This window comes from Embleya sp. L77 (assembly GCF_055557415.1).
On record NZ_CM145709.1, the window covers coordinates 1,294,558 to 1,310,387 of the forward strand.

The following is a 15,830-nucleotide window of genomic DNA, read 5'->3' on the forward strand; positions in this document are numbered from 1 at the left end:
CCCCATCCCGACGCCCCGCCACGCCACACCCGTACACCCGGCCCACCGAACCCACCGCGCCCCAGGTCCCACCCACACCCGCCCCGATCCGCGTGCTATCCCGCCCCGCGCAAAACCGGCCCTTCGGAACGGCCCTCACCAACCCGCACGTTCGACCCACCACGCCCGCCAACCCCATCAAGCCCACCGCGTCGTCCGCCGCCCCCGCCGAGGCCCACCCACTCCCGCCCCCGACCCGCCCGCCACCGCGACCCACGCAAAACCACCCCCTCCGGAACAGCCTCTGCCAGGCCGCGCGTTCGACCCACCGCGCCCGCGCCCGGCGCCACCCCCCGGCGCGTCAGCGCCCCCGACCCGCGCCGCCCCGGTGATCGACGCGCGAAGCGCGGAGAGCGGCGGAGCCGCAAAGCGTGGACGGTGTGACCCGGAGCGAAGCGGAGGGACACACCGTCCCGAGCGAGGGGCCGCTTTTTCTTGGAGGAGCGAAGCGGGGGAAAGAAAAAGTGGTGCCTCGCGAGCCGGCGCCGAAGGCGCCCAACAAGCAGCAACGCCGCACCCCCGACTCCGCCACACCACCCCGCCCCACCCGCGAAGCAGATACACCCCACACCCGACGGCGCCCCCGCCGCCCCCGCCGCCCCCAGCCCCAGCAGGCTCGACTCGCCGCACCCCCGAGCCCGGCGCCGAGCGTCGGTGTCCGCGTGCGCCTTCGCGCCCGACTCGACCCGCCACCCCGGCAGGCTCGACTCGCCCCCCGGCCCCGGCGCCCAGCCTCGGTGTCCGCGCGCGCCTCGGCGCCCGACCCGACCCACCCCGACCCGCGCAAAGGCCGCCCCCTCCGGAACAGCCCACGCCATCCCCCGCGTCCACCCCCCCACATCCGCCCAGGTAAAGCCCTTGCCCCCGGCCAAAATCGCAACCCGTTCCATTTCTTTGCGTTCGCTCTGGTAGCGCGCTACCGGCCGGTACTAAGGTCACTCCACGCGTTGGCCCGGGGGGTCGTCCCTTCCCCCCGGTCCGACGTATTCGCACGGCCGCGTTCCCCGCATTCCTGTACCTCGATAGACCCACGCTCGTCGAGGAGGCCGCATGTCTTCCACCACGTCCCCATCGGGCCCGCCGGACGCGAGCGGTCCCGAAGCCCCGCCGTCGGCACCTCGCGGCCCGCTGCCCGCACTGTTCCGTGGCCTGTGGCACCGCCAGTTGGACCGCTACCCGGCCAACGGGCCGCGGATCTTCTACCTGTCCATCGTGGTCATCGGCTCGGTGATCCTCTACTACGAGCTGTACATCCAGTACGCGGTCTCCACGCTGCTGATGCACGAGTACGGCATGACCTTCATGTACGCGACGATGATCTCCGTCGTCGGCAACGCCGTCGGCGCGTTCGCCTCGCTGCTGGCCGGCCTCGCCGACCGGTGGGGTCGGGCCAACCTGGTCGTGTACGGCCTGCTGCTCACCGGTCTGCTCGTGCTGTTCGCGTTGCCGAACGCGCAGAGCAAGGGCTGGTTCATGTTCTTCATGGCCCTGGTGAACATCGTCGAGGGCATGGCCCTGGTCGCCACGCCGGCGCTGATCCGCGACTTCTCGCCGCAGGTGGGTCGCGCGGGCGCGATGGGCTTCTGGACGCTGGGGCCGATCATCGGCAGCCTGGTGGTCACCACGGTCAGCAGCAACACGTTGGACACCAGCAGTTGGCAGGACGAGTTCCGGTACGCGGGCATCGTCGGCCTGGTCGTCTTCGTGATCGCGTTGTTCGGGCTGCGCGAGTTGTCCCCGGCGCTGCGCGATCAGCTCATGGTCTCGCTGCGGGACAAGGCGCTGATCGAGGCGAGGGCTCGCGGCCTGGACGTGGAGGCCGCGCAGAAGAACCACTGGCGGCAGATGATGCGGCTGGACATCCTCGCGCCCGCGCTCGGGATCAGCCTGCACCTGATGTTCTACTACACGGTCGTCGGCAACCTGGTCGTCTACTACTCGACCGTCTACGGGTACTCCGAACAACGGACCAACGCGCTCGCCAACTGGTACTGGGGTGCCAATGCGATCGCGCTCGTCGTGGTCGGCATCGCGTCCGACCTGACCCGGGTGCGCAAGCCGTTCATGATCGTGGGCGGCGTGGGCACGGTCGTGTTCACGTTCCTGTTCGCGCTGACCACGGACAAGCCGGACACGGACTACTACACGTTCGCGTGGCTCCTGGTCGGCATCGGCGTGTGCAGCGGACTGACCTATGCGCCGTGGATGGCCGGGTACACCGAGACCGTCGAGAAGCACAACCCGGCGGCCACCGCGACGGGGCTGGCGGTGTGGGGCTGGATCATCCGGATCGTGGTGTCGGTGTCGGCGGTGTTCACGCCGGTGATCGTCACGTCGGCGACGCCGCTGGTGAACCACGGCGAGGAGGTGGTCGCGGCGCAGGCGGATGCTGGTCCGGCGCTGGAGCTGGTGCAGAAGGATCCGGCGCTGTTCATCCAGATGTCCAAGTTCCCCGACCGCGAGTCGATCCCGATCGAGTTGCAGATCAAGGCGTTGCAGCTGGCCGGCGGTGACATCACCAAGCTGAATCTGGTCGAGCAGAAGCAGAAGTCGCTGGGAATCCTGATCGACCACGGCGAGGAAGTGCAGAAGGCGAAGGACCGCGCGAGCGACGAGTGGATGCGCTGGTGGTGGCTGACCCTGGCGTGTCAGGCGCTGTTCGTCCCGTGCGTGTTCGTGATGGCCGGCCGCTGGAGTCCGCGCAAGGCGCGGGAGGACGAGGAGGCACACGCACGTCGGGTCGAGGAGGAACTGGCGGCACTCGGCGCGGCCGAGAAGGCGCCGGAGGCCGGCCAACCCGCCTGATCCGGAAGCAGCATGCCCCTACGCGGCGGGACCGAGGCCGCCGTCGGCGACGGGACCGTGCCCGCGGGCGTGATTCCTTCGGAAGACCCGAGGGCCCCTATCGAAAACGCCGAGGGCCGGCGCCGCACACGAAGTGCGGTACCGGCCCTCGGTCGTGCTGATCAGTGAAGATCAGAGGCGGTTGATGTTCTCCGCCTGGAGGCCCTTCTGGCCCTGCACGACGTCGAATTCGACGGCTTCGCCCTCGACGAGCTCACGGTAGCCGTTGCCCTGAATCGCGGAGAAGTGGGCGAAGACGTCGTCGCCGCCACCGTCCTGCGCGATGAAGCCGAAGCCCTTTTCCGAGTTGAACCACTTCACGGTTCCGGTAGCCATATTTTTCTCCCTACATGTGGGCCGATGAACGAATCCACACTTCGTGAATCCGGGCGTCGCCGCGTTTTTCGCCCTCATTTCGGAAGCTACCGAAATGCAAAATGCACCTGTAGTGAACAGCTCTACAGGCGCACTCAGAAGATGATGCGAACCACAACTGCAACAGGCTCAAGACTAACACAGGATGGGAGCGAGATCGAGTACTGCTGCAAAACGGCCGGATCCGACCGCTTCGTACCCCACCCTGAGCGCCCAAGACCCGGAGCGTGATCGGTGCGCCGGCAAGCTGTCCGAGACGGCCGACCGGGGCGCGTTACCCGCCTGTGACGGATTCCAAACCACCAACCTGGACACCGCGCCGCCCGGGCCGCCGCCCTGATTCCGCCGCGCCGGGTGTACCAGCGCGTACGGGCTCGTCGCACCCGGGGCGGGTCGCCGGAGACGGACCTCACCGGGGCCTCGCAGACCCTCCCTCGCCCCGCCTTCCTTGCCAGGACGCCCGTGTAACACCCCGCCACTTCCTCGGCCGCCTCATGCGGCCCCGCGACTGTGCCCTTGCCGCCGGTCGCCCGTCGCCCGTCGCGCGGCCCGTACGTCATCCCCACGCACGTCCGCGCGCACAGCGAGTATCGCGCCGCGTCGGATCGCCCGTTCGTCCCCACGACGGGCCCTCGGCCGGCCGCGCTCCCCTGCCTCGCCGCGCTCGCCGACCCGCCCTGTGGCGGCACCTCGGCCTGCCGCCGGCGGCCCGTTCGGGAAAAGAGCTCCACCCGTGTCCGTATTCACCCTGCCCGCGCGCGCCCGCGCGGGACGGTCCGGCGCCGCCGTCGCGGCCATCTCGATCCTGGCTTCGACGGGCTATCTGATGGCCAACCTGCTGCCCGCCTTCCTCGATGCCGTCCGCACCGGTCTGGGCCTGTCCGGCACCGCCGCCGGCGCGATCGGCACCGCCGGACTGCTCGGCTCCGCGGTCGCGGTCGCGGGTGCGGCCGCCACCCGGGCGGCGGGCGGCGCGGGGCACGAGCAACAGGCCCCGGGTCGGGCTGCTCCTGATGGTCGGCGGCTTCACCGTCGCGGCCATCACCGGCGGTACCGGGCTCGCCGTCGCGGGCGCGATCGTCGGCGGCGCGGGCAGCGGGATGGCGCTGACGGTGGCCGCCGCCGCGATGGCGGGTACCCGCGATCCCGCCCGGACGTCCGGCATCGCGCTGCTCGCGGTGGCGTTGTCCGGGACGGCCTTGTACACCCTGGTGCCGCTGCTCGGCGGCGGTCGGCTCGCCACGGTCGGGGTGATGGCGGCGGTCGACCTGGGGGCGCTGCCGATGGTGCGGTATCTGCCGGCGGGGGCTCCGACCGATGCCGCGGCCGCGCTCGGGCCGGCGCCCCATCGGCGCACCGGACTGCTGCTGATCGCGGCCGTCGGGGTGCGCTCGGTGCCGATGAACGCGCTGTGGGCGATCGCCTCGGGGGTGGGCACCGATCGGGTGGGGCTGTCCGCCGAGACGGTGAGCGCGCTGTGCGCCGGGTGTCTGTCGGCGGGCGTCGTCGGAGTCGTGGTGGCGACATCGGGCGGACGGGGTCGGGGCCGGACCGTCCCGCTGGTGACGGCGGTGGGCGCCGGTGGGCCGGCCGCGCTGATGTTGACCTTCGCACCGCGCGGCGGCCTGGTGCTGTACGCGGTGGGCCTGCTCGGCTGGAACGCCTCCTGCCAGGCGGTCACCATCTACGTCCTGGGCGTGGCCGCGACGCTGGACGAGCGCGACCGGTGGAACGGGCCGGCCATGTCGGCCAACACCTTCGGCGCCTTCTGCGACCCGATCATCGGCCTGTCCGCACTCGGCGCATTCGGCGCGCCCACCACCGGCACGCTGATCGCCCTCACCGCCGCCCTCTGCGCCCTCCCCCTCGCCCACGCCGCCCACACGGCCTCGGCTGTGGCCAGGGACACGGCCGCGGGCACACGTGCGAGCGCGCCGGTCGGGCGGATATCGATTCCGACGCAACCCTCCGCCCGGCCACGAACCCGGGTGGCAGTTCCCGCGGACCAACCACCCTCCCGACCGCCCAAGGGCAGTCGCCTGCGCACACGAAGGTGCGGTCGGGAGTGCGCCCGTAGGCCCGAGGCCGACCGGGCCCAAGGCGACCCCGGGCACGAGCCGATTGGCGCCGAGCGTGCCACCGGCACCCGGGGGTCGGGGTGGGGCTTGGGGGTTCGGTCGGGTGTACGCCTACCTTCGTTGCGCCTGGGGGGCAAGATGGGCGGCATGGCGAAGATAAGCAAAGGTGGGAACACTCCGGTACCGACTGCCGAGTTGCGGGCGGTCCTGACCTGGCGCGCGGCGGGGGCTCCCGACGTGGACGCCTCGGCGCTGCTGCTGAATGCCGCCGGGAAGGTGCGGACGGAGGCGGATTTCGTCTTCTACAACCAGCCTTCGGACGCCGCCGGCGCGGTCCGGCACGACGGTAAGCAGCCCGCCGCCGACGGCCTCGTCACCGACACGATCCGGGTGAACCTGGCCGCGATGCCGCCGGATGTCGAGCGGGTGGTGATCGGCGCGTCCGCCGACGGTGGCACGTTCGGGCAGGTGCCGGGCCTGGCGCTGCATGTGGTGTCCGCGCAGGGCGGTCCGATCGCCGAGTTCGACATCGACGAGGCCTCCACCGAGACGGCGTTCCTGTTCGGTGAGTTCTACCTGCGGGGCGGGGCCTGGAAGTTCCGCGCGGTCGGCCAGGGGTACGCGTCCGGGCTCACCGGCCTGGCCACCGACTTCGGCATCGAGGTCGCCGCCGACGATGCCCCCGACACGGCAACCGCACCGAACGCGCCAACCGCCCCCACCGCACCGAGCGCACCCCCGCCGGCCCCCTCGATCAGCCTGAAGAAGCAGAACCTGGTCAACATGGAGAAGCGGCTCGCCCAGGAGGGCCACCCGCAACTGCTCAACCTGACCAAGCAGGCCGCCGTGAGCCTGGAGAAGCACGGCCTCGGCGAGCACACCGCGCGGGTCGCGCTGTGCCTGGACATCTCCTACTCGATGCAGTCGCTGTTCAAGCGGGGCAAGGTGCAGGCGCTCGCGGAGCGGGTGCTCTCGCTCGGCCTGCGCTTCGACGACAACGCGGCCGTGGACGTGTTCCTGTTCGGCTCCCGCGGCCACGCGGTCGGCCAACTCGGGCTGGGCGAGTACCACGGCTGGGCCGAGCGGATCCGCAAGAACCCCGGTCTGGAGGGCTCGACCGACTACGCCGGCGCCATGCGGCTGGTCCGCGAGCACTACTTCGGCAGCAGCGGGCCGCGGCACCAACCGCTCGCGAACGACCTGCCCGTCTACGTCATGTTCATCACCGACGGCCAGACCACGTCGCGCGACGCGACGCGCGAGCAGATGACCTACTCCAGCTTCGAGCCGATCTTCTGGCAGTTCATGGGGCTCGGCCGACCGGGCGGCTTCTCGTTCCTGGAGGAGTTGGACGACCTGACCGGCCGCTACGTCGACAACGCCGACTTCTTCTCGGTCCAGGATCCGGCGAACATCCCGGACGGACAGCTCTACGACATGATGACCAACGAGTACCCGGGCTGGCTCGCCCGCGCCAGGTCCCAGGGACTGCTGATCTGACCCCGGGAGCACCGTTCCGTTCCGAGAGCACCGCTCCGACCCGGCAACACCGCTCCAACCCGGGAGCAACGCTCCGACCCAGGAGCAACGCTCCGTTCCAAGAGCACCAGACCATTCCGAGAGCACCGCTCTGACCCGAGAGCATCGCCCCGACCCAGGAGCACTGCTCCGACCCGGCAGTACCGCTCCGACCTGGCAGCATCGCCCCGACCCAAGAGCACCGTTCCGTTTTTAAAGCACCGAACCATTCCGAGAGCACCGCTCTGACCCGAGAGCATCACCCCGACCCAGGAGCACCGCTCCGACCCGGCAGCACCGCTCCAACCCGGGAGCGACGCTCCGTTCTAAGAGCACCGGACCATTCCGAGAGCACCGCTCTGACCCGAGAGCATCGCCTCAACCCAGGAGCACCGCTTCGTTCCGAGAGCACCGCTCCGACCCGCAGCACCGCCCCGACCAAGGAGTGCGCTCCGACCCGAGAGCACTGCTCCGATTCAGGAGCACCGCTCCGACCCGGTGACCCCCGGCCCCCAACCCCCCTGCACTACCGATCCGCCCCCTGGGCCATCGAGCCGGTCGCGGCCGGTCCACCCGGCCCACCCCCCTGCGGCCGGCTCGACCCGTCCGGCCTGGCCGCTCCTCGCACCCAGCGTGCGGGGAGCGCGGAGAGCACGTGCAGGGCCGCCTCCATCGGGCCCTTGCGCAGCGTGTGTCGCCAGGCCCAGCACAGCAGCAGCGTGACGACGACGAAGGCGAGCAGACGTTCCCAGGTCTGTCCGGCCGCGAGCGGGAACCAGCGGTCGATCGCGATCAGGTGGGCGGTGTACACGGTGAGCGCCATCGCGCCGACGCAGATCGGCGGGTCGAGCACGATCCGGCCGATCCAGGCGCGGCACGCCAGCAGGGTCAGACCGAGCACGCCCAGGGCGACGCCGATCGCGCCGACGATCTCGAACGGCGTGCCGGTGTGGCCCTCGGCGACGGTCAACCATGCGGGGTCGGACACCGGGATCGAGCCGACCCGGCTGTGGATCAGCTCGAACACGCCGTACGGCGCCGCCTCCCGCGCGAGCCGATCGCCGGTGAACAACTCGACCACCAGCCAGGATCCGCCGTATCCGAGCACCGCCAGCCCGGTGCCGATCCCGACGAACGCGCGCTGCACCCGCAGGTCGGTGAGGCGCAGCCGGCCGACCGCCATCCCCGCGAAGACGAACGGCAGCCAGGTGATCGCCGGGTAGCTGCCGGTCAGGAACAGCGTCTCGAACAGGTCGCCCGGACCGTGCCAGTCGTCGAACCCGGGTGCGGCATAGCGGATGTCGCCGGTGTCGCCACTCGCGCGCAGCAGGTACGAGGCGATCGGCCCGAGGAGGGCCCAGCCCGCCGCGAGCAGCACGAGCGCGCGCGTGTCCAGCCACAGCGCGGGCCAGGCAAGCAGGAAGTAGAGGCCGTAGAAGGAGAGGATGACCAGCACGCCGGTGTCCAGGTCGGCCAGCCACATGCCGAGCGGGATCAGCAGGACGGCCCTGATCAGCACCCGGGTGACCGCGGCCGCGGTGTGTCGGTTCCGGCCGCGCAGCGGTGTCCGGCCGGACATCAGGACCAGCGAGACGCCCGCCAGGAACGCGAACAGCGCGGAGGCGCGGCCGGAGACGCCCTGGACGAGGGTGTCCACGCCGCCGTCGTAGGGGTCCGGGCCGACATGCGAGGCGAACATGCCCAGGACGGCGAGGGCACGCGCGACGTCCACGCCGACAATCCGCGCCGTCGTGGTCGCCGGCTGCTCCACCCGCTCCCCGTGCTCCACGTGCTCCCCCGCTTCGGCCCGCATGCGTCCAGGTTAGGCGGTCCTCGAACTCCCGTCGGGCTCGGCCAGGCGGCATCCGCGGCCGGATCGACCGAGCGCCGGTCGGCCTATTCGGCCGCGTCCGGTGCCTTCGGCACGACCGGCGAAGGCGGAGCGCCCGAGGACCGCCGAGCGACCGGCGACTGCGAAGCAGCGGCCGAAGACGGCGAAGCACCCGAAGACGACGAAGCAGTCGAAGACCGCGGAGCACCCGACGACGACGAAGCAGCCGAAGACCGCGGAGCCCCCGAGGACTGCGGGCCGACCGACGACCGCGAAGCAACCGAAGACGGCGGCGGCCCGGACCCCTCCTCGGCCGCCGACCCCTCCCCGGCCACCGACCCCCGCCCGGTCGCCGGCGCCGGCGACCCGGTGGGCTCGGGCTCCCCGCCGCGCCGCCGCACCGCGACCATGACCAGGGCCAGCGACACGCAGCCGACGAACACGCTGACCACGACCGGCGTGGACAGGCCGCTGCGCACCGAGGCCCCCGCCGCGCACTGGACCAGCGTCATCGGCAGCATGCCCAGCGCGGTGCCGAGCAGGAACTGGCCGGTGCGGATCCCGGTCGCCGCCGCGCCGTAGCTGACCACCGAGGACGGGATCACCGGGATCATCCGCAGGATCGTGATGGGCACCAGGCCGTTCCGGGAGAGCCGGCGATCGAGCACGGCCAGCGCCTCGCGCTTGTGCAGCCAGCCGCTGATCCGCTCCCGGCCCAGCCGGCGACCGAGGTACAGGCTGATCAGCGCGCCGAGGGTGGCCCCGACCAGGGTGACCACCGTGCCGCCGATCGCGCCGAACAGCGCGCCTGCGATCGGCGCGAACAGCGACTTGGGGACGAACGCGGCCACGCCCAGTGCGCAGACCACGACGAAGATCGTCACCGAGACCGGAAGCGGCCAGTGGGTCCACGCGCCGTGGTCGAGGAAATCCCGCAGCGAGTCAAGCAAGCCCCGCACGGTGTCCAACCTGCGTCCGCCCCTCGTACCCGTGGTGTGTGTGCGCCCCATGCGCCCCATGCGCCCGATACGCCCGATGCGCCGGATCCCGATGTGCCGGGCGATCCGCTTCGAATCGGCGGCCCGGCCGCATCGTCACGGCGGCACGCCCCCGGACACACCCGGGCCCCCGGCGCGCATTCGGCTCATTGTACGGAGCGTTCGCACTCCCCGCGCGGGCCCGTCACCTGCCGGAACGATCACGGGCCGACTGCCGGAACGGTCGCGGTGTGCGGACGCGGGTCCGAAGTCGCCGTCGATTTCGCCGGCGGAGGTGGGGCGTTACGTGTTAGAAAACCTACTGACCACTAGGTTTTTACGGAGGATCCATGACCGACACCACCGCACGCACCCGGTTCCGCGCCGCGACCTGCCCCTACGAGGACGCGTCGCTGCCGATCGAGGAACGGGTCGCGGACCTGCTCGGCCGGATGACGGTCGAGGAGAAGGCCGGTCTGATGTTCCAGACGATCGCCGTCATGGGCCCCGAGGGCACGCTCCTGGACGCCAAGGGTTCGCTGCCGTTCGACTTCACGGTGCGGGAGATGATCACCGAGAAGGGGATGAACCACTTCAACCTGCTCGGCGGTGGTCGGCCCGAGCACATCGCGCAGTGGCACAACCGGATCCAGGAACTGGCGCTGGGGACCCGGCTGGGCATCCCGGTCACGCTCTCCACCGATCCCCGGCACCACTTCACCGACAACCCGGGCACCGCCGCGTACGCCGAGGGCTTCTCGCAGTACCCCGAGACGCTCGGCCTGGCCGCGATCGGCGACGAGGAGCTGGTCCGCGAGTTCGCCGACCTGATGCGCCGCGAATACCTCGCGGTCGGCATCCGGCTCGCCCTCCACCCGCAGATCGACCTCGCCACCGAACCGCGCTGGTCGCGGATCAACGGCACGTTCGGCGAGGACGCCGAGCTGACCGGCAAGCTGGTCGCCGCCTACATCCGCGGCGCGCAGGGCGAGACGCTCAACTCCGAGTCGGTGGCGTGCATGACCAAGCACTTCCCCGGCGGCGGCCCGCAGCTCGACGGCGAGGACCCGCACTTCCCGTACGGCCGCGAGCAGGTCTATCCGGGCGGCAACTTCGACTACCACCTGGAGCCGTTCCGCAAGGCGCTCGCGGCCGGGACGTCGCAGATGATGCCGTACTACGGCATGCCGATCGAGACCGAACACGAGGCCGTCGCGTTCGGCTTCAACAAGGGCATCATCACCGGCCTGCTGCGCGAACGACTGGGCTTCGACGGCATCGTGTGCACCGACTGGGGCCTGATCTCGGACGCGAACATCATGGGCCAGACCATGCCCGCGCGGGCATGGGGCGTCGAGGAGTCGTCCGTCCCGGATCGGGTGTTGCGGGTAGTCGAGGCGGGCTGCGACCAGTTCGGCGGCGAACACATCCCCGAGCAAATCGTCGACCTGGTGGCGGCGGGCCGGCTCGCCGAGGAGCGGCTGGACAAGTCGGTGCGGCGGCTGCTGCGGGAGAAGTTCGTCCTCGGCCTGTTCGACCACCCGTTCGTGGACCCGGCCGCCACCGCTGCCCTGGTGGGCACCGACGCCGGCATCGCGGCCGGGCTGCGCGCGCAGAGCAGGTCGATCACGGTGCTCAAGAACGCGTCGGTGCGCAAGGGGTCGGCACGGAACGCGTCGGCACGGAACACGTCGGCACAGGACGCGTCGGCACACGACGAACCGGTGTTGCCGCTGGCCGAGGGCACCCGCGTGTACGTCCGGGGCGTCGACGCCGACGTGGCCGCCGGTTACGGAACCGTCGTGGCCACCCCCGAGGAGGCGGACGTGGCGATCGTGCGGATCAAGACCCCGTTCGAGCCGCGCGAGGGCGGCTTCGAGCAGTTCTTCCACGCGGGCTCGCTGGAGTTCACCGAAGCCGAACTGACGCCGATCCTGGACCTGTGTGCGACGGTGCCCACCGTCGTGGACATCTACCTGGAGCGCCCGGCGGTGATCCCGGAGATCGCCGAGCGGTCGGCCGCGCTGGTGGCGAACTACGGCTGCGCCGACGCGCCGTTGCTGGACGCGCTGTTCGGTCGGGTGCGGCCCGAGGGCAGGCTGCCGTTCGAGTTGCCGCGCTCGATGACCGACGTGCGCGCCCAGCGCTCGGACGTGCCCCGGGACGGCAAGGACCCGGTCTTCCCGTTCGGTCACGGCCTGCCCTACTGAGCACTCCCCCACCGAACACCGCGCGGGCGAACCGAAGGCGACACCGCGCCGGAGACCCGCCCAACCGAATCGAAGCCGACACCACACCGGAGAACCCGCCCGAGCGCATCGAAGCCGACACCGCGCCGGAGACCGCCCGAGCGCGTCGAAGCCGACACCCTGCCGAAGACCACCTGCGGCGAATCCGAGCCGCCACCCCACCCGACATGCACCGAGCGCATCGAAGCCGACGCCCTGCCGGACACCGCCGAGCATCTCGAAACCGGTACCCCGGCAGGGTATCGACTTCGGTTCGCCGGCGTCGCAGTGCACGGACGCGACGGGCGCGCCCGACACGCACCGGTTCACCATTGCCGCCCGCGCCTGCTTAGGGTGCTGCCATGGGTAGCGAGCAGCGGGAGGGCGTGGCTCTCTCCTTGCACGCGACGGCTCGGGCATTGCGGGTGTACCGGCTGCGGGCCGTCGCGACCACGGTGATCGGCTCGGCCTGCACCGGGGCCTGGTTCGCGGTTTTGTCCACGGCCGAGGATCCGGCCGGCGAGGCCTGGGGCGGCTGGGGCACGGTTCCGCTCGTGATCGGCCTCGTGGCCCTGGTGATCGGGATCGGCGCGCTGGTGCTGGGCCGGCGCATGCGGCGCACGCTGGCCCGCCATCCGTGGGTGACCTGCTCGTGCCGTTTCCGCGATCCGGCCGACGGCGACGGTGCGTGGGGTCCGCCGCTGGTGATCGGCGACCGCGCCGGCGACGGCACGCAGTACGCGCTGACCGTGGTGTCCATGTCGCACCGCTGGTGGCACCTGCACAAGTGCGACGGCGGCGACGTGTGGTTCGCGGGCGATCCGACGCACGGCGGCGTGGTGTCCCCGCCCGGCGGCGAACTCCTGCTCTGGACCCGCCCGAGCCGACTCAGCCGCAGCAGTCGCCCCGCCCGCCGCGCCAACCCCGCCGGCGCGTGAGGGGGCCCGTCGGGCGCTCGGCCCACCCCGGGGGCCGGCTCATCTGACCAGGCGCAGGCTGATCGGGTAGCGCATCACCTCGCCGCCCGCCGCCCGGGCTCCGCCGAGGATGGCGAAGACCGCGATGGTCGAGTACATGACGGCGATCACCAGGCCGCCGAAGTCGCCGAGCAGCGCCAGGATCGGCGCAAGCACGAACGAGAGCAGGCAGGTCAGCTGGAAGTTCAGCGCCGCCTTGGCGTTGTCCCGGACGAACTCCGAGCGGGCGCCGACCGTCCTGCGGATCAGGTACGGGCCGACCACGGGCGCGCAGAAGCCGCTCCAGTGCGCGGCCGCGCTCCATCCCCGCTCCCGGCCCGGACGGATGCGTTCGTACGGCCCGACGGCCCGGTTGAGCCACCACGGCGGCGGCATCGGCGGCCCGGGCGTCATCCCGTGCATCGGCATCGCCGGCGGCCCCGACATCGGCATCAGCAGGTCGTCGAGCAGCGCCTCCAGGTCCGCCCGGGTGCGCCCGGCCAGCGCCGAGGCCACCCGCTCCTCGAACTCGTCCGCGTTCAGCCTGCCTTCGCCGTAGGCGTGCTTCAGGTGTTCGATCGTGCGTTCGCGATCCGCGTCGCCGACCCGCATGTGCGCGGGCATGCCGTACCAATGGGGTGGATGAGGACCGGAGTTGGGATGCATGCGCGGCTCCTCTCGCTGTGCACACGGCTTCGTACAGCATGCGCCGTCGACGAACCGTGGTCCATCAGGGATAACCCTTGGCCGGACCCCTAGGCAACCGCCGCAGGGATGACGCCGATCCGACCCGGAACAACGACACACCCGGTCTCGTTCCGGGCCGGCGCCGGGCGAGGCCCGGTCAGAACAGCCGGCGCAGCAGTCGCAACGAATGCGCCTCCAGGTGTACGGAGGTGCCCGCCTTGGCCGCGGGCCGGTCCCGATCGAGCAGTACCGTCGCGCTGTCCAGCACCGTCCCCCACGCCGCGCCGTACTCGGCGGGCGGCAGGGTGAAGTGCAGGTCCCCTTCGTGCGCGTTGATCAACAGGAAGAACGAGTCGTCCCGGATCGGTTCGCCGCGCGGACCGGGTTCGCCGATCGCGTCGCCGTTGAGGAAGACCGAGATCGCCTTGTTGAATCCGGCCTGCCAGTCCGCCTCGGTCATCGGCCGCCCGCCGGGGGCGAACCACACGATGTCGGCCAGGCTCGCGTCGTCCGCCGGTACACCGCGCAGGAAGCGCCGGCGGCGGAACACCGGATGTTCGCGGCGCAGTCGGATCAACATCTGCACCCATTCGAGGAACACCCAGTGTTCCCGGCCGCGTTCCCAGTCGACCCAGGAGACCTCGTTGTCCTGGCAGTACGCGTTGTTGTTGCCGCCCTGGGTGCGGCCGATCTCGTCCCCGTGCAGCAGCATCGGCACGCCCTGGGACAGCAGCAGCGTCGCGGCCAGGTTGCGTTTGGTCTTCTCCCGCAGCGCCAGGATCTCGATGTCGGTGCTCTCGCCCTCCACTCCGCAGTTCCAGGACCGGTTGTGGTTCTCCCCGTCCCGGCCGTCCTCACCGTTGGCCTCGTTGTGCTTGTGCTCGTAGGAGACCAGGTCGTGCAGTGTGAAGCCGTCGTGGGCGGTGACGAAGTTGACCGACGCGGTCGGCCGCCGGCCGTCGTGGCGATACATGTCGCCGGATCCGGTGAGCCGGGCGGCGAAGTCCGGGAGCGTGCCCGGCTCACCGCGCCACAGGTCGCGCACGGTGTCCCGGTACCGGCCGTTCCACTCGGTCCACAGCGGCGGGAAGTTGCCCACCTGATAGCCCTCGTCACCGACGTCCCACGGCTCGGCGATCAGCTTGACCCGGCTGACCACCGGGTCCTGCTGGACCAGGTCGAAGAACGCGGAGAGCTTGTCCACCTCGTAGAACTGCCGGGCCAGCGCCGCCGCGAGGTCGAAGCGGAAGCCGTCGACGTGCATCTCGGTGACCCAGTAGCGCAGCGAGTCCATGATCATCTGGAGCACGTGCGGATGCGACATGCGCAGCGAGTTGCCGGTGCCGGTGGTGTCCCAGTAGTAGCGCGGGTCCTGTTCGGACAGCCGGTAGTAGGCGCTGTTGTCGATCCCGCGCAGGGACAAAGTCGGGCCCAGGTGGTTGCCCTCCGCGGTGTGGTTGTAGACCACGTCGAGGATCACCTCGATACCGGCCTGATGCAGGCATTTCACCAGGTAGCGGAACTCCTGCACCTGCTGCCCCAGCGAGCCGGTCGAGGAGTAGGCGGCGTGCGGCGCGAAGAAGCCGATCGTGTTGTAGCCCCAGTAGTTGGCCAGCCCTCGGCCGACCAGGTGCCCGTCGTCGACGAACTGGTGCACCGGCATCAACTCGACCGCGGTGACCCCGAGCGACCGGAAGTATTCGATCATCGTCGGGTGTGCCATCCCCGCGTAGGTGCCGCGGATCTCCGGCGGGATGTCCGGATGACGCATCGTCAACCCGCGCACGTGCGCCTCGTAGATCACCGTGTCGTGGTACTCGTGCCCGGGCCGGTGGTCGTCGCCCCAGTCGAAGTACGGGTTGACCACGACCGAGGTCATCATGTGCGGCGCCGAGTCGCTCTCGTCGATCCGCTCGGGCTCGCCGAACCGGTAGCCGAACAGCGGTTGGCCCCAGCGGACGTCGCCGTCGAAGGCCTTGCCGTACGGGTCCAGGAGCAGCTTGGCCGGGTTGCAGCGAATTCCCCGGCGGGGCTCCCACGGCCCGTGCACGCGGTAGCCGTAGCGCCGACCGGGTTGCAGGCCGGGCAGGTATCCGTGCCAGATGCCGCCGTCCACCTCGCGCAGCGGCACCCGTTCCTCGTTGCGGGCGTCGTCGATCAGGCACAGGTCGACGGCCTCGGCAACGTCGCTGTACAGGGCGAAGTTGACGCCCGTTCCGTCGTAGGAGGCACCCAGCGGAAACGGGTGTCCGGGCCACAGCGTCATCGAGATTCCCCCTTCGTAGCCGGGACCGGCT

The 15,830-nt window shown here is 71.0% G+C and carries 9 protein-coding genes; 4 read left to right on the plus strand and 5 right to left on the minus strand.

The window, feature by feature from the left end:
- The first annotated feature begins 1,089 nt into the window (after positions 1-1,089).
- The gene (locus tag ACZOOI_RS05220; protein ID WP_465279642.1) at positions 1,090-2,844 is read left to right on the plus strand and encodes an MFS transporter; all 1,755 of its coding nucleotides are present in this window, start codon (positions 1,090-1,092) and stop codon (positions 2,842-2,844) included.
- A gap of 171 nt (positions 2,845-3,015) precedes the next feature.
- Here ACZOOI_RS05220 and ACZOOI_RS05225 read toward each other — a convergent pair whose 3' ends face one another.
- On the minus strand, positions 3,016-3,219 hold the full coding sequence (locus ACZOOI_RS05225) for a cold-shock protein (RefSeq protein ID WP_020555278.1): 204 nt from the start codon (positions 3,217-3,219) through the stop codon (positions 3,016-3,018).
- A 1,052-nt stretch (positions 3,220-4,271) separates the two neighbouring features.
- On the opposite strand from ACZOOI_RS05225, the gene ACZOOI_RS05230 reads away from it, so the two are divergent.
- Positions 4,272-6,836, plus strand: coding sequence for a VWA domain-containing protein (locus ACZOOI_RS05230; protein WP_465279643.1), 2,565 nt, complete (start codon positions 4,272-4,274; stop codon positions 6,834-6,836).
- 544 nt (positions 6,837-7,380) lie between these two features.
- Here the strand turns inward: ACZOOI_RS05230 and ACZOOI_RS05235 are convergent.
- Both ACZOOI_RS05235 and ACZOOI_RS05240 read right to left on the minus strand, forming a co-directional pair.
- On the minus strand, positions 7,381-8,667 hold the full coding sequence (locus ACZOOI_RS05235; protein ID WP_465279644.1) for a DUF418 domain-containing protein: 1,287 nt from the start codon (positions 8,665-8,667) through the stop codon (positions 7,381-7,383).
- Between the two features lie 83 nt (positions 8,668-8,750).
- A complete protein-coding gene (locus tag ACZOOI_RS05240) occupies positions 8,751-9,635 on the minus strand; it encodes a TVP38/TMEM64 family protein (RefSeq protein WP_465279645.1) in 885 nt (294 codons plus the stop codon).
- Positions 9,636-10,012: 377 nt separating this feature from the next.
- Here ACZOOI_RS05240 and ACZOOI_RS05245 point away from each other — a divergent pair, with 377 nt between their 5' ends.
- A complete protein-coding gene (locus ACZOOI_RS05245) occupies positions 10,013-11,872 on the plus strand; it encodes a glycoside hydrolase family 3 protein (protein WP_465279646.1) in 1,860 nt (619 codons plus the stop codon).
- Between the two features lie 380 nt (positions 11,873-12,252).
- Positions 12,253-12,828 carry a hypothetical protein gene (locus ACZOOI_RS05250; RefSeq protein WP_465279647.1) on the plus strand — a complete coding sequence of 192 codons (576 nt, stop codon included), beginning with the start codon at positions 12,253-12,255 and terminating at the stop codon, positions 12,826-12,828.
- Positions 12,829-12,867: 39 nt separating this feature from the next.
- Here ACZOOI_RS05250 and ACZOOI_RS05255 read toward each other — a convergent pair whose 3' ends face one another.
- Positions 12,868-13,512 carry a DUF1707 domain-containing protein gene (locus ACZOOI_RS05255; protein ID WP_465279648.1) on the minus strand — a complete coding sequence of 215 codons (645 nt, stop codon included), beginning with the start codon at positions 13,510-13,512 and terminating at the stop codon, positions 12,868-12,870.
- A gap of 178 nt (positions 13,513-13,690) precedes the next feature.
- A complete protein-coding gene (glgX, locus tag ACZOOI_RS05260) occupies positions 13,691-15,799 on the minus strand; it encodes a glycogen debranching protein GlgX (RefSeq protein WP_465279649.1) in 2,109 nt (702 codons plus the stop codon).
- Positions 15,800-15,830 lie beyond the last annotated feature (31 nt).